This is a genomic window from Acinetobacter sp. 1424608 (genome assembly GCF_000588255.1).
Lineage (GTDB): Bacteria > Pseudomonadota > Gammaproteobacteria > Pseudomonadales > Moraxellaceae > Acinetobacter > Acinetobacter nosocomialis.
In genome coordinates, this window is sequence record NZ_JFXL01000025.1 from 1 (window position 1) to 23,924 (window position 23,924).

23 protein-coding genes are annotated in these 23,924 nt (G+C 40.5%); 7 read left to right on the forward strand and 16 right to left on the reverse strand.

Annotated elements, in window-relative coordinates; genetic code table 11:
- The 4 genes from J678_RS20880 to pcaD all read left to right on the forward strand — a co-directional run.
- The coding region (locus tag J678_RS20880) for a CoA-transferase (RefSeq protein ID WP_322835837.1) at positions 1-130 on the forward strand (130 nt) is incomplete at its 5' end.
- 18 nt (positions 131-148) lie between these two features.
- A complete protein-coding gene (locus tag J678_RS20885) occupies positions 149-802 on the forward strand; it encodes a 3-oxoacid CoA-transferase subunit B (RefSeq protein ID WP_017394030.1) in 654 nt (217 codons plus the stop codon).
- Positions 803-1,204: 402 nt separating this feature from the next.
- Positions 1,205-2,419 (forward strand): 3-oxoadipyl-CoA thiolase, encoded by a 1,215-nt coding sequence (gene pcaF / locus J678_RS20890; RefSeq protein ID WP_017394031.1) that lies wholly within the window; start codon positions 1,205-1,207, stop codon positions 2,417-2,419.
- Positions 2,420-2,429: 10 nt separating this feature from the next.
- Positions 2,430-3,209: a 3-oxoadipate enol-lactonase gene (gene pcaD / locus J678_RS20895; RefSeq protein WP_017394032.1), complete on the forward strand. Its 780-nt coding sequence runs from the start codon at positions 2,430-2,432 to the stop codon at positions 3,207-3,209.
- A 63-nt stretch (positions 3,210-3,272) separates the two neighbouring features.
- Here pcaD and J678_RS20900 read toward each other — a convergent pair whose 3' ends face one another.
- The 13 genes from J678_RS20900 to J678_RS20960 form a co-directional block, all read right to left on the reverse strand.
- Positions 3,273-4,760, reverse strand: a complete 1,488-nt coding sequence (locus J678_RS20900) for an NAD-dependent phenylacetaldehyde dehydrogenase (protein WP_017394033.1) — start codon at positions 4,758-4,760, stop codon at positions 3,273-3,275.
- A gap of 33 nt (positions 4,761-4,793) precedes the next feature.
- Positions 4,794-6,011 carry a hypothetical protein gene (locus tag J678_RS20905; RefSeq protein WP_079378078.1) on the reverse strand — a complete coding sequence of 406 codons (1,218 nt, stop codon included), beginning with the start codon at positions 6,009-6,011 and terminating at the stop codon, positions 4,794-4,796.
- Positions 6,012-6,155: 144 nt separating this feature from the next.
- Positions 6,156-8,471: a primary-amine oxidase gene (gene tynA, locus J678_RS20910; protein ID WP_081403975.1), complete on the reverse strand. Its 2,316-nt coding sequence runs from the start codon at positions 8,469-8,471 to the stop codon at positions 6,156-6,158.
- 208 nt (positions 8,472-8,679) lie between these two features.
- Complete coding sequence (feaR, locus tag J678_RS20915) at positions 8,680-9,594, reverse strand: transcriptional regulator FeaR (protein WP_001077876.1); 915 nt, start codon at positions 9,592-9,594, stop codon at positions 8,680-8,682.
- A 198-nt stretch (positions 9,595-9,792) separates the two neighbouring features.
- Positions 9,793-10,749 (reverse strand): p-hydroxyphenylacetate 3-hydroxylase reductase component, encoded by a 957-nt coding sequence (locus J678_RS20920; protein ID WP_079378074.1) that lies wholly within the window; start codon positions 10,747-10,749, stop codon positions 9,793-9,795.
- Positions 10,750-10,794: 45 nt separating this feature from the next.
- Positions 10,795-11,748, reverse strand: coding sequence for a PDR/VanB family oxidoreductase (locus J678_RS20925; RefSeq protein WP_017394037.1), 954 nt, complete (start codon positions 11,746-11,748; stop codon positions 10,795-10,797).
- A gap of 34 nt (positions 11,749-11,782) precedes the next feature.
- Positions 11,783-12,520 carry an SDR family NAD(P)-dependent oxidoreductase gene (locus J678_RS20930; RefSeq protein WP_017394038.1) on the reverse strand — a complete coding sequence of 246 codons (738 nt, stop codon included), beginning with the start codon at positions 12,518-12,520 and terminating at the stop codon, positions 11,783-11,785.
- A 10-nt stretch (positions 12,521-12,530) separates the two neighbouring features.
- Positions 12,531-13,016 carry an aromatic-ring-hydroxylating dioxygenase subunit beta gene (locus tag J678_RS20935; protein ID WP_017394039.1) on the reverse strand — a complete coding sequence of 162 codons (486 nt, stop codon included), beginning with the start codon at positions 13,014-13,016 and terminating at the stop codon, positions 12,531-12,533.
- Between the two features lie 10 nt (positions 13,017-13,026).
- Positions 13,027-14,304 (reverse strand): aromatic ring-hydroxylating oxygenase subunit alpha, encoded by a 1,278-nt coding sequence (locus tag J678_RS20940; protein ID WP_001084470.1) that lies wholly within the window; start codon positions 14,302-14,304, stop codon positions 13,027-13,029.
- 29 nt (positions 14,305-14,333) lie between these two features.
- The gene (locus tag J678_RS20945) at positions 14,334-14,861 is read right to left on the reverse strand and encodes a nuclear transport factor 2 family protein (protein WP_017394040.1); all 528 of its coding nucleotides are present in this window, start codon (positions 14,859-14,861) and stop codon (positions 14,334-14,336) included.
- Positions 14,862-14,871: 10 nt separating this feature from the next.
- On the reverse strand, positions 14,872-15,231 hold the full coding sequence (locus J678_RS20950; RefSeq protein ID WP_000387550.1) for a hypothetical protein: 360 nt from the start codon (positions 15,229-15,231) through the stop codon (positions 14,872-14,874).
- A 28-nt stretch (positions 15,232-15,259) separates the two neighbouring features.
- A complete protein-coding gene (locus J678_RS20955) occupies positions 15,260-16,408 on the reverse strand; it encodes an acyl-CoA dehydrogenase family protein (protein WP_079378077.1) in 1,149 nt (382 codons plus the stop codon).
- A 36-nt stretch (positions 16,409-16,444) separates the two neighbouring features.
- Entirely contained in the window at positions 16,445-17,554 is a 1,110-nt protein-coding gene (locus J678_RS20960) for an amidase (protein ID WP_017394042.1), read from the reverse strand.
- Positions 17,555-17,703: 149 nt separating this feature from the next.
- Here J678_RS20960 and J678_RS20965 point away from each other — a divergent pair, with 149 nt between their 5' ends.
- The 3 genes from J678_RS20965 (at position 17,704) to J678_RS20975 (ending at position 21,302) form a co-directional block, all read left to right on the forward strand.
- Positions 17,704-18,171, forward strand: coding sequence for a MarR family winged helix-turn-helix transcriptional regulator (locus J678_RS20965; RefSeq protein WP_002048831.1), 468 nt, complete (start codon positions 17,704-17,706; stop codon positions 18,169-18,171).
- A gap of 411 nt (positions 18,172-18,582) precedes the next feature.
- On the forward strand, positions 18,583-19,932 hold the full coding sequence (locus tag J678_RS20970) for a spinster family MFS transporter (RefSeq protein ID WP_017394043.1): 1,350 nt from the start codon (positions 18,583-18,585) through the stop codon (positions 19,930-19,932).
- Positions 19,933-20,045: 113 nt separating this feature from the next.
- Positions 20,046-21,302, forward strand: coding sequence for an OprD family outer membrane porin (locus J678_RS20975; protein ID WP_017394044.1), 1,257 nt, complete (start codon positions 20,046-20,048; stop codon positions 21,300-21,302).
- Between the two features lie 34 nt (positions 21,303-21,336).
- On the opposite strand, the gene J678_RS20980 is transcribed toward J678_RS20975, so the two are convergent.
- The 3 genes from J678_RS20980 to J678_RS20990 are packed head-to-tail and all read right to left on the reverse strand — an operon-like array spanning position 21,337 to position 23,912.
- Complete coding sequence (locus J678_RS20980; protein WP_017394045.1) at positions 21,337-22,080, reverse strand: SDR family oxidoreductase; 744 nt, start codon at positions 22,078-22,080, stop codon at positions 21,337-21,339.
- Positions 22,081-22,095: 15 nt separating this feature from the next.
- On the reverse strand, positions 22,096-22,794 hold the full coding sequence (locus tag J678_RS20985) for a histidine phosphatase family protein (RefSeq protein ID WP_017394046.1): 699 nt from the start codon (positions 22,792-22,794) through the stop codon (positions 22,096-22,098).
- Positions 22,791-23,912: a phosphotransferase family protein gene (locus J678_RS20990; protein WP_017394047.1), complete on the reverse strand. Its 1,122-nt coding sequence runs from the start codon at positions 23,910-23,912 to the stop codon at positions 22,791-22,793. The genes J678_RS20985 and J678_RS20990 overlap by 4 nt, the downstream gene beginning before the upstream one ends.
- Positions 23,913-23,924 lie beyond the last annotated feature (12 nt).

A 23,924-nucleotide genomic window follows, 5' to 3' on the forward strand; every position in this document is an offset into this window, starting at 1 on the left:
GGCCATGGCTGCGGATGTCACCATTGCTCAGGTTTCTGAAGTGGTGGAGCTGGGTGGATTAGACCCTGAACACATCATCACCCCGGGTATCTTTGTACAGCATGTTGTACAAGTATCGCCCGCACAGTAAGCAATAAGGAGAAATAACATGAGCTACCAGAAACTCAGCCGTGACCAGATTGCACAACGTGTGGCACAAGATATTCCCGATGGCGCCTATGTGAACTTGGGCATTGGCTTACCGACTAAAATTGCCAGCTACTTACCTAACGATAAAGATATTTTCCTTCATTCTGAAAATGGACTATTGGCATTTGGCCCACCACCAGCTGCAGGTGAAGAAGACCCTGAACTGATTAATGCGGGTAAAGAGTTTGTGACCATGCTTGAAGGCGGCAGCTTTTTCCACCATGGCGACTCCTTTGCGATGATGCGTGGTGGTCATCTTGATATTGCCGTACTTGGTGCCTTTCAGGTTGCAGCCAATGGTGACTTGGCGAACTGGCACACCGGTGCACCGGATGCGATTCCTGCCGTAGGTGGTGCGATGGATTTGGCGGTTGGTGCCAAGAAAGTATTTATCACTACAGACCACGTCACCAAACAAGGTGAACCAAAGATTGTGGCTGAGCTGACTTATCCGGTAACGGGTAAACACTGTGTGGATCGTATTTACACCGACCTGTGTGTGATTGATGTGACCAAAGACGGTTTAAAAGTAGTTGAGAAAGTTAAAGGTCTTAGCTTTGATGAGCTACAGGCTTTAACTGGTGCAACTTTGATTGATGCGACTCAAGATTAAAATTTAAAACAGCAGTAACTATCGTGACAGGCGACATGGATGTCGCCCGTTGGACAGGGAGGCATGGAAGCCTCCTCTGTTCAACAAAGGTTTTTGTTACTTTTGACCTTTCAAAAGTAAGGTATCGCTTATACGACAGACCTATGGGTATCACAGTAAATTACAGCTGTGATGTTATTCGTTGATATGAAAATTTATAAAGCATCACAACGGAGTCTTATCTGTTTAAGTCAGATGCCACCAGCTAATTCGTGTCACTTTTTTTAAAAAGTAACCAAAAACCTTTGTTACTCAGACACAACCTCCCTGTTGTGCTGAGCAACGAGGCGACATCCATGTCGCCACCGTGAAATACCTACGGAGAATGGCTAAAAAGGCCTGAAGTAAAGGACAAAAGTTAGAATGAAAAACGCTTATATCATCGATGCCATCCGCACTCCATTCGGCCGTTATGCCGGTGGTCTTGCACCTGTCCGTGCCGATGACCTTGGCGCTGTGCCGATTAAAGCCCTCATGCAGCGTAACCCAAGTGTAGATTGGGAACAGGTCGATGATGTGATTTATGGCTGTGCCAACCAAGCCGGTGAAGACAACCGTAATGTTGGCCGTATGTCAGCACTGCTTGCTGGTTTGCCGTATCAAGTACCAGCAACCACCATTAACCGTTTGTGCGGTTCATCACTCGATGCCATTGCCATTGCTGCCCGTGCTATTAAAGCCGGTGAAGCGAATTTGGTGATTGCAGGTGGTGTGGAAAGTATGAGCCGTGCCCCCTATGTGATGGGTAAGTCTGACAGTGCTTTTGGCCGTAGCCAGAAGATTGAAGACACCACCATGGGTTGGCGTTTCATTAACCCAAAACTTAAAGAATTGTATGGTGTAGACACCATGCCCCAGACTGCCGAAAACGTGGCTGAACAGTTCAACGTTAATCGTGCAGATCAGGACCAGTTTGCCTTGGTGAGCCAACAACGCACCGCAAGCGCGCAAGCCAAAGGCTTTTTTTCTAAAGAAATCGTGACAGTTGAAATCCCTCAACGTAAGGGTGATGCTGTTGTGATTGATACCGATGAACATCCGCGTGCATCAACCACGCTTGAAGGTTTAAGCAAACTTAAACCTGTAGTTAAAGCAGATGGCACAGTTACTGCGGGGAATGCTTCAGGCATTAACGATGGTGCAGCAGCTCTACTGATTGCTTCTGATGATGCAGTTCAGGCCTACAATCTCAAACCACGTGCCAAGATCATTGCTTCAACAGCAGTGGGTGTAGAGCCACGTATTATGGGTTTTGCTCCAGCGCCTGCAATTAAAAAATTACTTAAACAAGCTAACCTGACTTTAGATCAGATGGATGTGATTGAGCTCAATGAAGCCTTTGCTGCACAGGCATTGGCAGTGACCCGTGATTTAGGCTTGCCAGATGATAGCAACAAGGTAAATCCAAACGGTGGAGCAATTGCATTAGGCCATCCACTGGGTGCTTCAGGTGCACGCCTTGTGACCACTGCCTTAAACCAGCTTGAGCAAACAGATGGTCGTTATGCCTTGTGTTCGATGTGTATTGGTGTGGGACAAGGCATTGCTTTGATTATTGAACGTGTTGAAGCACTTTAAGGAGAAACAAATGCCATCTTTTCAATCTGCCGATGCACAAATTAACTATCAAACCTTTGGTGAGCCATCTTCCCCTGCTCTGGTGTTTTCAAACTCTTTGGGCACCAATTATGGTATGTGGCAAAAACAGTTCAATGAGTTAAAAGATCAATTTTTTGTGATCTGTTATGATACACGTGGCCACGGTTCATCATCTACGCCTGACGGCCCATACACTGTAGAGCAATTAGGTGAAGATGTTGTCCGTTTACTGGATCATCTGAATATTAGCAAAGCTGCTTTTTGTGGAATTTCTATGGGTGGTTTAACGGGCCAATGGCTGGCAATTCACTACCCTAACCGTTTTAGTCATGTGGTGGTGGCAAATACTGCCGCTAAAATTGGACAAGAACAGGCATGGCTTGACCGTGCAAAATTAGTACGTGAGCAAGGTTTACAGCCAATCGCAGCCACAGCAGCTTCGCGATGGTTTACAGATCCCTTTATCCAAAGTCATCCTTCTATTGTCAACAACCTGTGTAACGACTTAAGTGCTGGCAGCGCAATGGGTTATGCCAATTGTTGCGAGGCTTTGGCTAAAGCGGATGTCCGTGAGCAGTTAAACGACATCAAAATACCTGTATTGGTGATTGCTGGAACCCAAGACCCTGTAACGACTGTTGCAGATGGTGAGTTTATGCAGCAACGCATTCCACAATCACAACTTGCAGAGATAGACGCTTCTCATATTTCCAATGTAGAACAGCCCGAAGCTTTTAATAAAATCCTAAAGGATTTTTTATTAGGTTAATTTTAATGATTCAAAAAATGGCCTATAGAGGCCATTTTTTTATATCTCGTAGAATCTTTCAACTTAATACCGAATCATGACCGATTTTAATTCGGTGTAATCTTCAATAAATGCATCTGAAAACTCTCTGCCAATTCCTGAAGCTTTCACACCACCAAATGGAACCGAAGGGTCTAAGAACGTATGCATATTGACCCATAAGGTGCCTGCTTCAATTTTAGGAATTAAACGCAAAGCTTTTGATAAGTCATTTGTCCAGATACTTGCGGTTAAACCAAAGCGTGACTGATTCATAAGCTGAATAAGCTCTTCGTCAGTTTCGAATGGCATTATCCCGACCACTGGACCAAATGTTTCCTCTGAAAATAAAGGATCATCGGTATTTTTGAAGGAAATTAAAGTCGGCTGTACAAAATATCCTGATCGATCTAGAGCCTCACCACCAGCAATAATCTGGTTGTTGGCTTTAGCCATATCTAAATAATGTTTTACTTTATTAAAATGTGGCTGATTCGAGAGTGGACCAAACATACTTCCTTCATCCATAGCCGATCCAATTTTTAAACTAGAAAGTGCTTTAGAGAGCTTCTCGACTAGTTCATCATGTTTTGTATGGTGTACAAAAAAACGCTCTGGGGATGCGCAAACTTGACCTTGATGCACAAAAGTTGCTTGGAGCAAAGTCGGTAAAATCTCATCAATATTTGCATCAGCCAAAACAGCTATGGCATTTTTACCACCCAGCTCCAGACTTACACGGGTTAAATCACTGCTCATCGCGAGTATACCGATGGCAATACCTGTTGGAACTGAACCTGTAAATGAAACTTTCTTAACGAGTGGCGACTCAATTAAATATTGTCCTGTATCGCCCTTACCTGTAACCACATTAATCACACCCGCTGGAATACCTGCCTCAATGGCAAGTTCAGCTAAACGTAATAAAGATAAGCTGGCAAACTCACTTGGTTTAAGCACAATGGTACAGCCAGTTGTTAAAGCTGAGCCGATTTTCCAAACACCAATCATCAGCGAAAAATTCCAAGGCACGATACCTGCGACCACACCAATCGGTTGTCTTAAAGTAAAGGCCGTATATTTTTCACCTTGCATTGATGGAATAGAAGGTTGCATGGTTTGACCATTAATTTTGGTTGCCCAACCAGCAAAATATCTTAAGAAAATAACGGATTGTGCAACTTCAAGATGACGGGAAATATTGATAAGCTTTCCGGTGGATAACGTCTCAAGCTGAGCAAGTTCTTCACCATGTTGCTCAATTAAATCTGCCAACTTATTTAATTTAACGCCACGTTCATAGGGTGTCGTTTCAGCCCAACCATTTTGAAAAGCATGTTTAGCACTTTTGACGGCGCTTGCGACATCTTGTTGACTACCAATACTAATTTGAGCAACCACTTGTTCAGTCGATGGATTTACAATATCCACTTTATCTAAAAGCTCGGCAGCAACTAATTTTCCATCAATAAAATGTCCATGTTGACGTGCTATAAATTGCTGCACATTTTGTAAAATCTGAACTTCACTCATTTTTATTTCTCTCAATTCATTTAAAAGGATTTATTAATAGATGTATTGCAGAATCAACTGCGCATAGACATTGGTCTTGTCATCGTAGTTTTGAGTACCACCACTATGAATATCGTGTTTCGGTTTATAGAGTCCCACTAAAGGAATAACGTTGAATTTTTTATTGACCGACCAGACCGAAAACACATCTAACTCATGTCCATCTACATTAGTTAAAGATTTATTTACTGTTTTGAACTTATAAGCCAAAGCACCCAACATAAAATTTTCTTTCAAATTCATCATGTAAGAAACTTGATGAATATCTGCATTTTTATTAAATGGACCAGCATAGTTTCCGGCAACCTCCCCCTGAAACCACGTACCGAACCCGACCGTATTTCCATAAAACATAGGGTCATATTGGTCTGAAAAATGACTAAAACGGTAACCTAATGAAGGCGTATATTTTGAAGATAAAAAGTTATAGTTCAGTGCTAAATAGCCAGCATTTTCGTGGCTATCTTTTTTATCTTGAACCACAAACTCAGTTTTAACTTGTAGCTCTGGTAAAGGCTGATAATTCAAACGTAAAGCATAATTTTTGAGATCTTGTCGCCCTGAAACCTGTTCAGCATCTTTAAGGTCTAATACGTTTAAGTAAGTGAACCCAACGCCCTTATCTTTAAGTTGATACATCAAATCAGTCACAAACAGTTCAGGTGAAAATTGTGCTTTGTTGTTTGATTTTAAATAAGCCAGCTTTAGCGTTGTATTCTCTTGCGGTTTATATTGAAGCAAAGTCGTAAAATCAAAGCTTCGACGAGCTGCTAGATAATATGCACCGCCTCGATCGAGTGTGCCATCCGCAGGCACTCTACCGAGGTTTAATGCATCACCCGCAATGAAGAACCCATCACCAATCATGATATTTTGTCGACCGATACTTAAATCATAGGTCGTTAACTCATCTTTATTGGTGCCGTCTTTAAAACCAATGATCCATTCATTCACATCTGTTTTACGTTCTTTGCCATTACTATTTTGGCCTGCGTCGCCATCACCAAATGTTGCCGAGCTAATGCCACTTAAGCTTGCATAGAGCTGATTGTTTTTAAAGGTGTATTGTCCTTTAGCACCATATTTAAGATGACCTTCTTGCCAATTGATTCTTTCATCCTCTAGGTTTTCGCCGTTATAGCTTTTACCGCTACTAAAGGCCCCAAAAGTTGCTTCAAAAGTTGGCTTAATTTCAAGCTCACCAGCATGCACAGTTGAAAAAAATGAGACAAAGAGAGTCCCTCTCATAACCTGAGAAAATAAATTTTTCATTGAGAAATTCCTTTTTTGCGAACGGCCTAACCGTGCTCAGGTATGGGTAACTTATTCGTTACCCACCCTCGTTCATCTTGGTTTTTAGTGATGGTCGTGCTGCGTACTTTGCTCTTCTTCACCCAAGTTTAAAGTCGGTGTATTGTCAAAGAAGTTCCAAGGTTTGATTAGGGTATAAACCCATTCTGTCGGCATAATCGGCCATTCTTCAGCACGTGCCACATGGGTTGTGCCTGTTGTCATCCAGACCACAAGGTCTTTATTTTCGATATTTTCGTTGTTACCAATGAACTGTCCTAAGCCTGTATCATGAGTTGAACGGTTTGAATATTTCCCTTCAGGATAACGTTCATCCGGATTGTACTGAGTCACCCAAATTTGCTTATCCATAAAGTTCAAACGTTTAAATAACCATTCATCTTTAGAAAAATTGGCACCCTTCGCAACAGGATGTGTGCCACCTGCAAAAGGAATGAGTTGGTAAGAAACCGGATTGCCTAATTTATTTTCCTTGTTGAAATTCGTGAGTAAGCGAATAGTGGATGGATCAAATTTTTCAGCGGCATTTTGCTCATTGGTAATGACTTTACTGTCAATTTGCATTGAGCTTGTACGAACACCACCTTTGTCATTGGCTTTCACCACAGGGTCCATATGCATAAAGCTGTTATTTTCACCATCGACATCCATGTCTAAACGGAAGTTATAGATGTGCTGATGCGTTGTACCCACAATATTATGGTCAATTAAAGTTCCATATTTGGTATCTTCTTTGGCAGTACTGTCATGCATGGTGCGTGATTTAACGCCTTTAACCGCCTCAATACCCGTTGCACCCGCATTAATTCCAATTACACCATTTTGGGAAAATACCCAGTCAAACATGTAATCGTAGTTTCCAACCGTACTAATCCAGCGCACGACGAGTTCACGGCGTTCTTCACTGGCATCTTGATTGCCAAAAATTTCGTGATGTTTATATTCAGGTCCGGCATATCGTTCAAACACAGCAATGGCATTTGGAATTACTTGAGGCTGGCCTTTGTAGTCTGCAATCACGGCATCAAGTAAAACAGCGTTGTCGGGTGCATCTGTTCCAGGAAGAATAGATGATGTGAGTGTTCCCATACCATATTCGCCAGAGTCCAAATAAGATTTGAAGTACCAGCCAATATCAGGGTCACCATATGGAACCACCATTCCACCCAAGTTACCTTCATACATGACTTTACGCTTCACACCTTTATCTTTGTAGGTCACGGTTGAAAGCTGTAAGCCAACACGAGAGTCTAACGCCACATGCAAACACCAGTTCCCCCAATGTATGGTTTGACCGGTAATGCTAAAGTTTTTGCCCTCAGGTTCAGTAATATTGAGTGGTTTTAGCTTACTTGCTACGGGCTTATTCGACATATAAGGTCGATTTGCCATTGGCACAGGAATGATTGCGCCTTCATCAATCTTGATAATTTTTTCTTTATCTAAATCGACTACAGCAACTAGGTTCTCAATAGGATGTGCCCAGTAGTTCCCATCTCCTACATCGAGGTAAGCGACGACTTTTAATATATTGAGTTGTTTATCCAGACCATCTTTACCGCCAAAATATCCAACAGTTAGCGGAGTAGCAATCACTTTCTTCACATCAGTAATGCCACGTTTGCGTAACGCATCTTGATATTCTTTACTTGTCTCAATTACACGTTGTACAGCTTCAAAATTATCTAGCAGCACCATACCGTGAGTATCTTTAAGTACATTCCATTTTGTGACCTGTTGAGTATTAAGATTAACTTCACCTTCAATCGCTTGATTACCCTTTAATAAAATAAATGAGGCAATACGATCTTCTTTAAATTCTTTGTGATTAATGAAGTAATCCCATACTTTGGCTTTTTCAGGTTCTTTAAGCTTTAACTCGGCAAAACGCATATTTTTATAAGCGTATTTCGAGCGGTTAATCACATCAAATGTCTTTTTGATTTCGTCAGAATTTAAGCTATTGAGCGGGTGAAACGTATTTTCAATTTTGAAAGTTTGATCTAACCCCGACTGGAAGACTTCATTAAAAAAATCTTTTCCAATAACAGGTTTACCATCTTTAATTAATAAAGGCACACTGAGTTTGAAAGGTTTGCCATTCACCAAAACCTGATCCGAATTGGGTTTGGCCCGAACTACCATAGAACCTTTGGTGATTGTATAGGTATTGGTAAAGTCATCTTTAACAACTTTAGCGCCTTGCTCACTCATGTTTTGATAAAGTGAGACCATTTCGGCATGTCCACCATGCGCAAACGCTTGAGTATTGAATCCCCAAAAGCTTGCAGCGATTGATAAGTTAAGTGCCAGTATTTTTTGTATGTCATTCAATAATCGTTGTTTACGCATTGGTTTCATCCTTTTCATCTATCCCTGAACTATCTGAATCAGACAGTTAAAATGCACTTTCCTGTGAGTAAAGTTCATTAGACCAACTTAATAGTTCTATGGTTATTAAGCTTATCTAACCTGCTCTAATGAATTTAATTTCAACACAGTTACATTGGGCTAGCTTGTTCAAGAATGACGTCGAACTTGTCTAAAAATGACATTGAGAGTTAAAAATTTAAACTGACATACCCTCTCTAAATTCTTTAGGAGAGATACCATAAGTCTTTTTAAAGATCTTTGAAAAATGAGCACCGTCCCAAAAACCCCATTTCAAGGCAATTTGGGTAATTGAGCTTTGTTTGTTCTTTTTATCAAGCAAATCCGCTTTGACTTTTTCCAGGCGTTTGAGCTGTATATATTTATTAATAGATAAATTTTCTTGAAGGAACAAACGGTAGAGATGACGTAGCGATACTCCAATATGCTCTGCAATTAATTTAGGTGTTAAATCGGGTTTTGCTAAGTTTTCTATAATATATCGCTCGGCTTTTTCCATCAGGTTATTGGAGCTATTTATATTTTTATAATTAATTGTGGGTTTGATTAAAGCAATTAACGCATCTTCAAAAGCATTCCCATCTTCGGTTGCGTACCAAAGTTTGATGTTTTCAGCAGACATATTTTTCAAAATATTCTTGAGTAAAAAACCACTCATATTTTGCGTAATCAGTTTTCCAAAATATTCAGTACTAATATTTTCTTTAAGTAATTTTTCACGCGACAGATGGACTGAAATCTGGCTTACTAATCCTTGCGGATACATCGAAATAGTTTCGACTGGGTCGACCAAAACAATATCGCCTTCATTCAGACTTAGAGTCTCATTTTTATACTCGAGCAGCATTTTTCCCGAATACTGCAAAATCAAAAAACAAAAACGATTATTCACTCGATCGATTTCATCGGCTTTTCGGACAATTTTATTTGCATTGTTTTTGATAAAAGCAATTTCGGTATCGCCCAATAAAAAGCACTGAACTTCACCAATGAATAAATTACGGGTTCCATCAAAATCGGTTTCAAAATTACCGCACACACTTTTAATATGGTGCGTCCATGTGAGTAATGCATCGCTTACATATTGGTTCATCCCTTACCTCTCTATACATGTGTCACCGCTCAAAATTTTGTGTTTGTGGTGGTGCACTGTCTTGGCTTATTTGCAATCTTGTTTTATTGATAAACAAATTGTGTGCCAAAAATTCCTTATCCTTGGAATTGTTTTGATGATAGTCAGCTAGATGTAAAGAAGCTGATAAATCAATTCAATTTATCAGCTTAATGGGGCTTATGCTACTCCCGCGAAGTCTCGCAGCATGGTAATAAAAATATCTTTTTGTTCCTCAGAATACTTTTTAAACACTTCATTTTGGTGGCTATCAGCAATATCAAACAAATACTGCGCTGTTTGTTTGCCTTTGTCGGTCAATGCATACAAATTATCGTGATCGACCAGTAACCCTTCAAATTTTAAAATTTCAGCCGACCTTTCCACTTCTTGCATTGGCATAGCAATATCTCTAGGTAAATCTTCTTTACTTGAGGCAGTACCACTGGCTAAAACAAGCAGGAGACGTGATTCACTGGTACGGAAACCCGAAGCCATTTGCTTTGGAATATAGTCGGTTTGATAAGCTTTAAAAGCACGGCTCATTAAGTAGCAGACATTATTATATAAATGCCCATAATGTGTTTGGTCTACACCGCTCTGTTCAGTTTGTTTAACTTGAAGGCTTGGATGTGGCATTACACAAGAATATGCACCTTGATGGTAAACCAGCGGGCTTCGGCCTTGATCATGGAAACGAACCACTTTACCAATAATAATCCAATGGTCACCACCTTCAATCACTTGATAACGTTCGCACTCAAACACTGCAGAACAATTTTCTAAAATGGGTGCGCGTCCTGCGCCAAGTTGAAAATTTGTGTCAGCAAATTTATCAATATTGCGTCTCGAAAACTTATTAGACAGCTCAATTTGCGTGCCTGATAAAATATTGACTGCAAAATGTGTTGCTTCTTCAAATACTGAAAAACTTGACGATTTTTTATCAATACTCCACAAAATAAGTGGTGGATCGAGTGACACCGAGTTAAAACTATTTGCAGTTACACCAACTTTCTCACCTTGTGCATTTTGTGCAGTAACAATGGTAACGCCTGTCGCAAAATTTCCTAATGCCCGTCGGAACTGTAATGGATCGACCGTAAACTCATCTATTTGTTGTAATACATTCATCATCTTTCTCCTAAACCTTCTCTTACATCCATATAAATCGCGAGAGCATTAGATATCTAAAACTAGTCTCGGTGTTTTAGAGCGTGAACAACACACCAAGATTTGTTCATTGCTGGCTTTTTCTTCATCAGTAAAATAAACATCTCGATGATCAGGTTCACCTTCAATCACATCGCACATGCAGGTTCCACATACGCCTTGCTCGCAAGACATTTCAATCTCAATGCCTTCTTTAGCCAAAGCCTGCAAAATGGTTTCGCTAGCTTCGACCATAATGATTTTTCCGCTACGCTCAGCCACCACCTCAAATGAATCTCCCGAGGTATCAGTTTCAACTTGGAAATATTCTTTGTGGATTTGCTGTTCAGGGAAATCATGAGTCGTGGCGAGGTTAATCACCCAATCCATAAAACCGACTGGACCACAGGTATAAATATGGCTCTCAAGGTCAATATCTTTAATGGCAGATTCAAAAAATGCTCTGTGGCTTGCCCCTTCGGATTTAAAATGGAACGTTGTATATTTTGCTAACTCACCATTTTTAATTTCATCAACAAAAGCACATTTTTCAGGGCTAGTACCACAATAGTGAAGCTCAAATGATGCACCTTCATGTGCAAGTTGGTATGCCATCGTTATTAACGGCGTAATCCCGATTCCACCGCCAATTAACACACTGTGTTTGGCTTTTAAAAGTGGAAATAAATTTTTTGGCTCACTGACCTGAATTTGCATGCCATCTTTAATTTCATCAAATGCAGAAATCGAGCCGCCACGTGATTCAGGATCACGTAAAATCCCAAGGCGAAACTTACCTTCGTCATTTGGATTTTGGCAAAGCGAATATTGGCGCACCATACCATTCGGTAAGTGCACATCAATATGTGCACCAGGTTCAACCTTTGGTAATGCAGCAGAAGTTGCAGATTCAAACTCCATAACTGCAATATTTCCACCTTCCACATGGCGATTTTTAACGACAACATCATAAAGTGTAGTCATGATTTAACTCCCTTTTCATGCCTAAGCTTGTGGCTTAACGCATGAATAAACCACCGTTAATATCCCATGTTGCACCAGTCACAAAACTTGCATTTGGACTCGCAAGCAACCCACAAGTTTCAGCAATAAAATGCATATTTCCTAAGGCTTTAACCGGAATATTCTGGATGAACTGTTCCATTTTTTCGTCTGGCACCACACTATGAACGATTGGTGACTCCATTGGTCCCGGTGCAATCGCATTGACCGTAACACCTTTTGCCGCAAACTCTTTGGCAAAGATTTTGGTTAACGTCACAATGGCACCTTTGGTTGCCGCGTAGTGTGCACCCGTTGCGGTACCGCCGTTTTGTCCTGCTAACGAGGCCATATTAATGATGCGTCCGTAGCCTTTTTTAGCCATGTATTGACCAATAATTTGACAAGCTTGAAAGGTGCCGCGTTGGTTAACTTGGGTCACCCAATCAAAATCGGCTGCGGTAATTTCTAATACGGGCGTTGCTTTGGTGACGGTGGCATTGTTAATTAACACATCAAGTTTAGAAAATTTCTCTTCAATCCATTGCACCGCTGCATGAAAATCTGCCTCGACCGAAATATCTAGCTTTAAAGGAAACATATTTTGGGCATATTGACTTTGTGCCTTAGCATTTTCGGCTTTTTCAAGCGTACTTGCCGACAAAATCACTTGATGACCTTGGCTCGCAAAATATTCAGCAATCACATTACCGAGTCCAGAAGCAGCACCTGTCACTAAAACAACCTGTTTCATGTTACCGCTCCTAAAGAATGTAGCTAATACCAGCCAAGGTATCGGTTGAGTTAACCAAGTTAATAATTTTACGGTTAATCTTAAAACCAGTATCGGTATCACGAGTTAGATGGTACGTAATATCGGCCGTGTAATGCTTGAGGTTTTCTTTACGAAATTCACGTAGGTTTTGAGCACAGCGTAAAACGATTTCATCATCTTGTTCTTGAATCACTCGTACTCGTGAAATGCTGCGTACCGTATTCGCTTTCGGTGCCGTAGAAATTGCCTCACCATTTTCGAGTCGTTCTACACGTAACTTACGCATATGATTATCGTCATAGGCATAATTTAAGTTGTTTTCGTAGTCTGTGAGGTTCGGGTCAATCGGAATGATATAAACGCCCTTTTCATTCCATAAATTAAGCCATTCACGGTACTCGCTGTGGTCTAACATATCTGCTTCAGCCCAGATGAAAGCAGTGACTTCATTTAATAATTGCAGATTCATATTCATTGCTCTCTCCTTAAGCTGTCATCATCTTTTTCCACTGCTGATATGCAGCACGCATACCTGTTTCAGCACTGACATCACTTTTTAAGCCATCTTCAGTTTTGACTTCGCCCGGTAAACCGCGATTGAGCATGATCCATAAATCATTACCGGCATTGGCACCGTGTTGTACGCGTTCCCAAGCCTCAGAGTCATCTGGCGTACCAAAACCAAATGGGCCTTGGAAATGTTCATGCAAACGTAAGCGATATTGATTGGCAATTTGTGGACCGCCATCCATCGTAATCACCGAGTGATGAATTTCTGTTTCAGCAACTGAAATTGGCTGTAACACACGGAAGAACGCCATTGAACATGCAATATTCGGAAATAAATTTAAGTTAAAGCCAGAACCACCAACTGCTCGAACAATACGGCGTACTTCTAATTCTTCATGGCCTTCGTCACGCAAAGCTTGGGCTAAGTCTTCGAAACGCTCTTGAATTGGTCGCTCCATTAAGTCTTCTTCTAAATCGACCAGTTCAGGAATCATCACCATGACACTGTGACCGTTGCCTAAGTCTTCAACAAAGCCCGGCTGGTTTTCAAAGTTAAAGAGTTCTTCGGTTTTTTCATCTACAGAACTTAAGAATGACTTGTGTACCAACGGGAAGTGATAAGCATCGGTGGTATTTTCAAGCTGGATTTTCCAGTTACCCGGAAAACGGAAGCGGTGTTCACCCAACACTTTAATTGGATAACCCGCACCTTGTTTCATAAACAGGTCAATCCATTTTTTCGCAGGCCCAAGGAACTCTTCAAGCGGTTGAATGTCTTCTTTAAATGAAGCGAAGATCATGCCGTTATATTCTTCTACCCGTAGACTCACCAGCGGTAATTCTGACTTATCTAAACAATCGCCGTAACTTTCCGGAGATGGCACACCACGTAAACTACCATCAAGTGCATAACTCCAACCGTGATATGGGCATACAAAACTGTTAGTTTTTCCTTTTTTATGTTCACATACGGTTGCTGCACGGTGACGGCAACGGTTTAAAAGTACATGGACTTTCTTTTTACGGTCACGCACCACTACAACAGGCTGTTTACCAATATTAATGGTTTTATAGCTTCCGCCTTCCGGAATTTCGCTGGCATGCGCAACCCACACCCAAGTGCTATAAAAGATTTTTTCCATCTCTTCATCAAAAATGCGTTCATCTTTATAAAGAGAAGTATGGGCACGGTCACTTTTAACTAAAGCATCGTAATCAATGCCAATGTTATGCGTTGGGATAATACTGTTCATATCAATAGTCCTTTTAAATATGTCCTGGGTCATTCCTGGGAAGGTACCGGCAACTCGGCTTCACTGTGCCAATGCGATACCGGACGACTGAAAATATTCTGGGTTTGGAAATGTTTAATTTTCCATGTTCCATCTGCTTGCTTATGAAACTTCACCTTGAGCTTTGCCGCATTCAGATGACTACGGCCATCTTGAAAAGTTGAAGTTTGCAACATCAGCCATGAAGCATTTGCATCATTTTGATTTACATAAATTTGTTCTGAATTTACAAAGTGTGCATTCATGACAAAGTGAGATTCTTTTTGGGTATAGCTTTTGAACATGTCATAAATCGACTGCCAAGAATCATAACGACCAAAGGATTTGGAATATTTGTCACCAATACCTTCCCAAATACAGTCTTGATCAAAAAGATTCATCAACTCATAAATATCTGTATTTGCATTGAGCTCGTCGCAGATTTCCATATAACGGTTTATGCAGTTACGGATAGCATTGTGTGCTTCCAACTGTTCTAGCCGTTCTATGATTTCTGCAATATTCACTTTGTCAGTCATTGCGGTCGCCTTAACGTTGAATAATCAATTCACGCCCAACACGAGCTTCAACTTTGCAATATTTCCAAAGTTTGTATGGCCCTTCACCCACCACTGTCGTTCTAAACAAGTTGCAAGCCGCGTGTACAGTTTCAATATCCGGAACATCAGCAAGCAAGTAGGTTGTCCAAGGCCAACCCGTACTTGCACCCACCATGCTTTGGTCATCATCAAGATTCCCAAAAACATGCACGCCCGGTAGGTCATGAATACCATTCCACATTTCACCAAATGCTGCCCAAACCGCTTTTGCTTCAGCAGGTTCTGCATCAAAAAAGTTCTGGTTAATACCCATGCAAAACAACACGCGTAATGGTTTTTTAGCTTCCATCTCAATATTCCTTTTTAAAAATTTAAACTTATAGATAACCTGGGGTTGGCTTTAACCCGAAACTGACCAAACCTGCATTTTGTAAAGTTGCATCCCCCATAAAGGCATGCTGGGTCACCACGTTGGTGTCATTCACAAAACGGCTAAATGGGTTGTTGGTATAAATCGCTGTCATGCCCGCGAGCATTTGCATTTTTCGGGTCACTTTGGCGCAAACGCGAGCTGCATGCGTACATGCCAGACGCATATCGCTAATCTGTTCAGCAGTTGCTTCACGACCAGCAATAATTTCATTCCAGACAAGATCCATGGTTTGATAAAACCAAGACTTTGCAGCCTGAAACTCTGCATCAGCTTGAGCAAACTCATATTGAGTCACTGGGCGGTTGGCAATTTCGGAACCACCCGTAATAGATGCTTTACCCGGTGCTAATTTTTCAAATTCTTCTAGTGCAGCAGCTGCAACCCCAATACCCACCACGGTTAAGACTTGAGTCGCTAAAGACAGTGACGGATATTTAAAAAATGGCTCGCTGAGTTTTGAAGGTTCACCACGTACAAAGGTCCATTTCTTTTCGACCAATACATCTTCAACCACCAAATCATGGCTTCCGGTACCTTTTAGGCCAACAGTGTCCCATGTCATTTCGATTTTGGCTTTGTTGGCAGGCATCACGGCCATACGTGGTAAACCTTGCATTTCATTGTTTTTAAGCGGTGAAATCCCCACGCCGACAATGTCAGCGCCCATACAACCACTTGAGAATTTCCAACGTCCACGCACCACCACACCTTCATCGGTAATTTCGGCAGGCTGAGGTGGGAAAATACCCCCGGCAAATACGACATCTGGCCCATTTTGGTACAACTCTTTCAGCGTTTCTTCCGGCAAACTTCCTAAATACGCAGGGCTCATACCGAAACTAGCCACCCAACCCACTGAACCATCGGCTTTAGATAAAGTTTCGATCAACTCACAAAACTGCCGTGGTGACCATTCCTCACCACCAAAACGTTTAGGCACCAAGGCACGGTAAACACCAATTTTTTTAAGTTTTTCGATAATGTCTTGGCTCACATAGGCCTGATTATCAAACTCACCTGCACAGGCACGCTCACGAATTTCTTGACACAAAGCATCTAAGTCAACTGCTTGGTCTTGAGAAGCAAACTCCATTTTAGACAACTTATTCATCATCTAACTCCTTGTAATTTATTGCATTGCATCAACACAAAATTTTGCTATTGCACATAATTGCTCATCTTTTTGATGCTTTGATACGATCTGTAAGCCCACAGGCAAACCTTCACTGGTTTCAAGTGGCACTGAAATAGCTGGATGTCCTGATAAATTAAATGGTCGAACTAAACCGGTTAGGTTCAAAAAAGCGACCGTGTTTTCAGCTTCAGAAACTTTTGGTGGAATTTGCGGTAGTGTCGGTAGGATCAATGCATCATATTTGTCTAATAGTGCATCGAGTTCTTGGGTGAGCTGTGCTTTCACAACTTCTGCTTGCTTTACTTGCTCTAAAGTGGTGTGTGCCGCTTTTAATAACCGATTATTTACATCAGAACCAATTAAGCCCGTTTGGGTTAACTCACCAAAAGCTTGCCAGTTTTCATAGTTAATAATCTGCATGCCTGCATCATAAGCTGCTTCAAAATGTTCAACTTTTTCTAAAACGGTCTCTAAATTTGCTTTTTGAAGCGCTTGATAAATACAGTTCCAAACAACCTCATCTGCTTTGACATCGAGCACTGCAAGTTTTGGTGTACGAGTGCATTCAGCCCGCTTAAAAGTTGGATCAATAATTTGCATGGCTTTTTCAATCATCTCGACTGAATTTGCAAAAGGACCAACGCAATCTAAAGAACTTGACGGCGGGTATACGCCTTTGCGACTTACCCGACCGAAAGTCGGTTTTAAACCATAAACTCCACAACACGCAGCGGGCATACGAATAGAGCCGCCTGTGTCTGTCCCTAAAGTAAAGTCAGCTTGTTTTGCTGCAACTGCCGCGGCTGAACCACTCGAAGATCCACCCGGAATAAGTTCAGGATATTTAGGATTGATAGGTGTACCAAAAGCGTGATTAATGCCTGTAATTCCAAAAGCCAATTCGTGCAAATTTGTCTTGCCAATAATTTCGCAATCAGCTTTTAAGATGTTTTTAACCACCTCAGCATCATCGTTCGCGGGTTCAACTTCTAATAGAGCTTTACTGCCAGCAATGGTTTTTAGACCTTGAATATCTATAGTGTCCTTCACCATCACCTTAAGTTTGCCGCTTCCTTTTTGCACACTTTGGCTAATAATATTCATTCACTTTTCCATGTATTTTTACCCATTAATTAAAATATCAGAAAATTTAATGGAATTGTCAAGTAATTTTTCTAATGTGTGTTCAGGGAAATATGCAAAATTTTGTTTATAATAGGATTACCCTTTTTTTACTAAGTTATTGCTTAGCTATGCTTGATCATTTAGAACAATTTCTTCCCAATAAAGAACCGTCGAGTATTCAAAACTTCCCCTTTTTCTGGGTTTCCCAGGTTAATGGTAAATATTCACAACTTATTGAAAAATCTATAAAGAAACTTGGCATTGATAATACTCGCCGTAAAATTATTTTAAGTACCAATGCACTTGGGGAAGCCAGTATCACTGACATTGCCAATCTTTCTACTTTAAAACTCACAACAGCCACAAAGGCTGTATATCGTTTGGTAGAAGATGGAATTGTGGAAGTCTACTCTTCTACTTCCGATGAACGCATCTCGATGGTGAAATTAACGGCCAAAGGAGTTGAGCTGGTTGAACAGATTAATCAAATTAGTGTGGTTACCTTAGCTGGGATCCTCAATGCTTTTTCAGAAGACGAGCTACACAATTTAAATTCTCAGTTAAAAAAATTATTTGATCTCATGCCATCAAGTTAATTATTTCCATCGACACTAAATTAACTTGGCTCTAGAGCAGTTAAAGCTAGTCATTCTTTAGCTGCTTACTATAAAAAGTCCGATCCTAAAAATAAAAACAAGTAAAATCATATTTTTATTTAATTAAATTCTTCCAGTAGCTCAATTAACATACTTTTTAGGTATCTAAACATACTCAACAAGTAATGGAATTTTACATATAAAAAGAAAATAATAATTCAATAATCTAGTCAGCATTACTATTTCCGTTTGTGTTAAGTCACCTTCTTCAAGGCCCCTTACCAAACCAAATTCAATCATTTCTAGCCGTTTCATTATTCATTTCAAATGGGGACATATCAAAAATTTTGAGGATGAATAGAAGCTAGAAATCAATTTCTTTAAAGTGTTTTATACATAAGGATTAAGTGTATGAACCAAAGTAATATCGCTGTTGAAAGGATACAAAAGAAAACCAATGCATATGCATGGTATGTGGTCATACTTTGTATGTTGGCCTATATATTTTCATTTATTGACCGTCAAATTCTGGCGTTGATGATTGAACCCATCAAAGCAGACCTTCAACTTTCAGATACTCAATTTAGCTTGTTACATGGCCTTGCCTTTTCACTATTCTACGCTGTGATGGGCTTACCATTAGCCTATATTGCCGACCGTTTTTCCCGACCAAAACTGATTTCAATCGGAATTATTGTCTGGAGCTTGGCAACGGCCACTTGCGGTTTAAGTAAAAACTTTATTCAACTGTTCTTAAGCCGTATGGCTGTGGGCGTTGGTGAAGCAGCTTTATCACCGGCAGCTTATTCAATGTTTAGTGACATGTTTAGTAAAGACAAACTAGGCCGCGCTGTCGGGATCTATTCAATTGGCGCTTTCTTAGGTGGAGGTATCGCCTTTTTAGTTGGCGGTTATGTGATTAACCTGCTTAAAGGCGTGACACTCATTGAAGTTCCTTTATTAGGTGCACTCAAGGCATGGCAAATTGCCTTTTTAGTGGTGGGCTTACCCGGCATTATTATTGGTTTGTTATTTATTTTGACAGTTAAAGACCCTACACGTAAAGGACAGCAGCTCAACCAAAGCGGACAAGTTGACCAAGTTAAATTCACGCAGTGCCTTCAGTTTATCAAGAAACATGCAAAAACTTTTGCTTGTCATTATTTAGGTTTTACCTTTTATGCAATGGCACTCTACAGTCTGACTAGTTGGACACCAGCATTTTACATTCGTAAGTTTCAACTCGCACCGACTGAAACAGGCTATATGCTCGGCACTATATTGCTGGTTGCAAATACTTTAGGCGTGTTTTGTGCAGGATGGCTAAACGACTGGTTTATTAAAAAAGGACGCCAAGATGCACCGATGTTCACGGGTGTGATTGGTATTGTTGGCCTGATTATCCCAATTGCATTTTTTACCCAAACAGATCAACTCTGGCTTTCAGTAACTTTGCTCATTCCTGCAATGTTCTTTGCCTCCTTCCCCCTTGTGATCTCGGCAACAGCATTGCAAATGTTAGCACCCAACCAATTTAGAGCACGCCTTTCTGCCCTATTCCTTTTGGTGAGTAACTTAATTGGACTAGGTGTTGGTACAACATTAGTGGCAATTATTACAGATAAGGTTTTTGGCAATCCATTAATGGTGGGTTCTTCTTTATCTATTGTGGGTGGTTTGTCCTGTGTACTGGCTTTGGCTCTACTTTTTAAAGGCTGCAAATCCTTTAGTGAAAGCATGAAGCTTGAAAAATTACATTAATTGAAGCAACAGCCACTAAAAACAGGAGTTCCCTTTAAACAATTTAGGGAACACCACACCAATATTTCACAATACGTAATGCCGAGGACTGGCATATATCTTGGAAATGGATTATGGAATTATTTCACCGCTTTCAACCACATACTTTAGCTGTTGCCACTTTAATACTTATGTGTAGCAGCTCATGGGCTGCAAATCCAAATCAGCAACCTGAAGATGAATGGAAATTCACTTTAAAAAATGCCTATATCAACCGCGATTTTGATAATGACGCCCTTAAAGATACCGGTAGTTGGTCTCAGGCAGCATCTTTATTTTATAAATCGAAAATGCATGACACTCCGCTAGTCATAGCAGATAAACCGATTACGATTGGGGCCGATGCTTCCGTTCAATACGCCGTGCGTTTAAGTTCTGACAAACATGTCGCAGATACTGTTTTGCCTTTTAATAAAGAAACGCAATCTCAAGCATCTGACTATCTAAAATACGGTGCGACCTTAAAACTAGGTTATGACAAAACACTTTTGAGTGTTGGTGAACTCTGGCTAGATTTACCTGTAACAGCAGTCGATGCTAGCCGTCAGTTACTCACTTCGTATTGGGGAACCAATCTTAAGTCACAGCTTTCAGATCAGCTCTATGCAGAAATTGGTCGAGTTGAAAAAGTCTCGCCACGAAATGAAGAAGACTTTAAAAAGTTTTCTTTCACATCCAATGGAATTACTAAAGAATCTGATGGCTTAAATTATATTGACTTGCGCTATCAATTCACGCCGTCTTTAAAAGGTGAATATTACTTTGGTAATTTAGAAGATCTGTATAACAAACATTATGTTGGACTTGAGCATACTTGGAAACAGCCTAAATTTGCCCTCACCTCTAAGTTTAAATACTTCAATGCGAAAGATGACGGTAATACTTTTAATATTGATGCCCAGAACATAGGCTTACTTGAAACCGTCAAAGTAAAAAATCATACCTTTGGTTTGGGGTACCAACAAATTATTGGAGAGTCGGCTTATCCGCTACCGGATGGTTTCTTACCAGAAACCTATTTCATTAACTGGAATGCCACAGGCTTTTTCAAAGAAGATGAAAAATCTTACCATGTCATGTACGGCTATGACTTTAAAGATTATGTACCCGGCTTAAACGCGATGGTGAAATATGTTTACGGCCATGATTTTAAAGCAGCCAATGGTGAGAAAAACCATGAAACCGAATCAAACATCATTCTGAACTATGCCTTTCAGCAGCCTTTCTTAAAAGGCTTTGCCCTGCAATATATTCGTATTGACTACAACGTTAAACACGGCAATGACTTTGGCGAAGATCGTTTATTTGTCAATTACACCAAAAAATTCTAAATAAAAATTACCCCCTAAATTTTGGGGGTATTTTTTATCCTAATTTATTAACCAACTTTAACGGCAAAACTTTCATGGCAATACTCATTGGTAGCCATGGCCATTGTGGTACATACGCTTTGACAGGTTGTTTTTCAATCGCTTTGACTAAAGCTTTACATCCTGTTTTTGCGTCAACTTCAAAAGGTAAATGTTTTGCACCTTCGTTCAATTCAGTACGAATGTAACCCGGAAAAATGGTTGAGACTTTAATTGGAGTATCCAGTAACTCAGCGCGAATACCTTCGGCCAAGTGAGCAACTGCAGCTTTGCTTGCTGCATAAGTCGATAAGTGTTTTGGTAACCCACGCATCGCACTCATGGATGATATCACGACCAAATGACCTGCATTTTGCGCTCTAAAAATTTCAATCGCTGCCTCACACTGCGCTAAAGCAGAGATAAAGTTTGTTTCGGCCGTGGCTCTATTAATTTCAAAATTACCTTTACCAATACGGCGACCATTTCCGACTCCGGCATTTACAATAATTCGGTCTAAATAGCCAAATTCTTGTTTAAAGGCACGAAAAACTTCAAAAACTTGATCGTAATTGGTAACATCCAGACTTTTCGCAATTACCTTAATACCGTACTCATTTTCTAGTTCGGTTTTTAAAGACTCTAGTCGGTCTAAACGGCGTGCACAAATTGCCAAGTTATAACCTTTGGCTGCAAATTCATGCGCCATACCTGCGCCTAAACCAGAACTTGCACCTGTAATTAAAATTGTCTTCGCCATGCTTTTATCCTTATTTTAAATCCATGTCAGTAAATCTGGACGCTCAGCTTTTATAAAATGATGTTCATTTAAACTTAAAACCTGAGCTTCGTTGCCAACTAAACGTAAAGTGGTGAGGCTTGTATTGGTAATTGCCCAATTCAAAGCAAAAGTTCGACTAGGGCTCAGTTCAAGCAGCTTGCCAATTGCTACGGAAATCACCCCACCAGAGGTAAAAACGATTGCATAACGAGGTTTGGTTTTTGCTAACTCATCACAAAGTTGCTGTAGCGCCGTTTCAACTCTGCTTTTAAAATGCGGCCAAGACTCATCATATTCATGATGAAAATCGCCGTCGGTCCATCGTTCAATCGCACCTTCAAATATTTTGGCAAGATACGCGCGAGGGTTATGCTCTTTTGCGACATCGGCTTTTAACAGTTCAGGCTGTTCAAAACGTGGCTCATAACGGGCAAAAACCTGTTGATGGTTAAACTCATTCCATAAATTATTATGATGAATTACCGCATCTGGAAAACATTCTTTTAGTGCGAGCTGTGCAGTTTGTTCATGGCGCTGCATAGTTCCTGCAACTACATAAGGTTGTTCTTTCAATATTTTCTTAAAATATTGGCCTAATAAAGTCGCTTGAGCTTCACCATTTTCAGACAACTCATCATAGTTACTTTTACCAAATGATGCCTGTCCATGTCTTACCAGATAAATTGTGGTCATCTTCTTAAAATACCCTGTATTTTTTGTAGAGATTGCTGAGCAAATTTCGATTCTTGCAATTTTTGCTGCGCGATAAGTTTTAAAGCTCTCATATGTAGTGCATGGATCACGATCCAGAAATCTTTAAATGCAGGGTTTCGGGTCTGTTTATGGTAATAACGGTAATAGATTTGCTGAGCGATCACTGCTAAACGGAATACACCGAAGACTTCATAAAAAGTCCAGTTTTGAGGTTCCAGACCAGTTTTTTGCAAATAATAGTCAACGACTTCTTTGCGAGAGAACATTCCCTTTAGGTGAGTAGGCTGACGGCGTGTTGATCTGAAGATCATATTATCCGTAGGCTCAACCCAATAAGCTAAAGCACTACCTAAATCCATTAATGGATCACCCAAGGTCGCCATTTCCCAATCCAGCACCCCAATCACTTCTGTTGGATGCTCTGGATCTAAAATTACATTATCAAAACGCCAATCATTGTGAATAATGCAAGTTGTAGAGTCTTGAGGAATATTATCGTTTAGCCATTTTCGGACATATTTAAATGAAGGAACGTTAATTGTGCGGACTTTTTCATAACGTTTATCCCAACCTTCAACTTGTCTACGGCAATATCCTGTACCTTTGCCAAGTTCAGCTAAAGGTGTGTTCTCATAAGGAACTTGATGCAGCTCAATGAGCTTATCAATAACATTTACACAAAGCTCATGAACATCTTCTTCATTAAAGCCAAGCTCAGGCGGCAATTTTGCACGAGGAATAATTCCTTCAATGCGTTCCATGACATAAAAATCACAGCCAATGACCGATTCATCCTGACAAAGTGCCACCATTTTAGGAAGTACTGGATAATAAGGTGCAAGGTTTTTCTGCACTGTATACTCACGAGCCATATCGTGGGCTGACTTGGCTTTTGTTCCTTTTGGTGGACGTCGTAAAATTAAATCCGTATTTTCATACTTTAAACGATAAGTCCAATTCGAGGCCCCGCCCGTATATTGAGTAACGACTGCTGGGCCAACCAGCTCAACACCTTGCTTTTTTAACCAGTTTTCAACTGCCCCAATATCAAGTTCTTCACCTTCACGTACTTCACCGCCAATATCAATTACCGACATATTCTCTTCCTT

Bases quoted from the DNA above. Each gene is read 5' to 3' on its own strand.
- J678_RS20885 (WP_017394030.1), top strand. From the start codon at position 149: ATGAGCTACCAGAAACTCAGCCGTGACCAGATTGCACAACGTGTGGCA.
- pcaF (WP_017394031.1), top strand. From the start codon at position 1,205: ATGAAAAACGCTTATATCATCGATGCCATCCGCACTCCATTCGGCCGT.
- pcaD (WP_017394032.1), top strand. From the start codon at position 2,430: ATGCCATCTTTTCAATCTGCCGATGCACAAATTAACTATCAAACCTTT.
- J678_RS20900 (WP_017394033.1), bottom strand. From the start codon at position 4,760: ATGAGTGAAGTTCAGATTTTACAAAATGTGCAGCAATTTATAGCACGT.
- tynA (WP_081403975.1), bottom strand. From the start codon at position 8,471: ATGAAACCAATGCGTAAACAACGATTATTGAATGACATACAAAAAATA.
- feaR (WP_001077876.1), bottom strand. From the start codon at position 9,594: ATGAACCAATATGTAAGCGATGCATTACTCACATGGACGCACCATATT.
- J678_RS20920 (WP_079378074.1), bottom strand. From the start codon at position 10,749: ATGATGAATGTATTACAACAAATAGATGAGTTTACGGTCGATCCATTA.
- J678_RS20925 (WP_017394037.1), bottom strand. From the start codon at position 11,748: ATGACTACACTTTATGATGTTGTCGTTAAAAATCGCCATGTGGAAGGT.
- J678_RS20930 (WP_017394038.1), bottom strand. From the start codon at position 12,520: ATGAAACAGGTTGTTTTAGTGACAGGTGCTGCTTCTGGACTCGGTAAT.
- J678_RS20935 (WP_017394039.1), bottom strand. From the start codon at position 13,016: ATGAATATGAATCTGCAATTATTAAATGAAGTCACTGCTTTCATCTGG.
- J678_RS20940 (WP_001084470.1), bottom strand. From the start codon at position 14,304: ATGAACAGTATTATCCCAACGCATAACATTGGCATTGATTACGATGCT.
- J678_RS20945 (WP_017394040.1), bottom strand. From the start codon at position 14,861: ATGACTGACAAAGTGAATATTGCAGAAATCATAGAACGGCTAGAACAG.
- J678_RS20950 (WP_000387550.1), bottom strand. From the start codon at position 15,231: ATGGAAGCTAAAAAACCATTACGCGTGTTGTTTTGCATGGGTATTAAC.
- J678_RS20955 (WP_079378077.1), bottom strand. From the start codon at position 16,408: ATGGAGTTTGCTTCTCAAGACCAAGCAGTTGACTTAGATGCTTTGTGT.
- J678_RS20960 (WP_017394042.1), bottom strand. From the start codon at position 17,554: ATGAATATTATTAGCCAAAGTGTGCAAAAAGGAAGCGGCAAACTTAAG.
- J678_RS20965 (WP_002048831.1), top strand. From the start codon at position 17,704: ATGCTTGATCATTTAGAACAATTTCTTCCCAATAAAGAACCGTCGAGT.
- J678_RS20970 (WP_017394043.1), top strand. From the start codon at position 18,583: ATGAACCAAAGTAATATCGCTGTTGAAAGGATACAAAAGAAAACCAAT.
- J678_RS20975 (WP_017394044.1), top strand. From the start codon at position 20,046: ATGGAATTATTTCACCGCTTTCAACCACATACTTTAGCTGTTGCCACT.
- J678_RS20980 (WP_017394045.1), bottom strand. From the start codon at position 22,080: ATGGCGAAGACAATTTTAATTACAGGTGCAAGTTCTGGTTTAGGCGCA.
- J678_RS20985 (WP_017394046.1), bottom strand. From the start codon at position 22,794: ATGACCACAATTTATCTGGTAAGACATGGACAGGCATCATTTGGTAAA.
- J678_RS20990 (WP_017394047.1), bottom strand. From the start codon at position 23,912: ATGTCGGTAATTGATATTGGCGGTGAAGTACGTGAAGGTGAAGAACTT.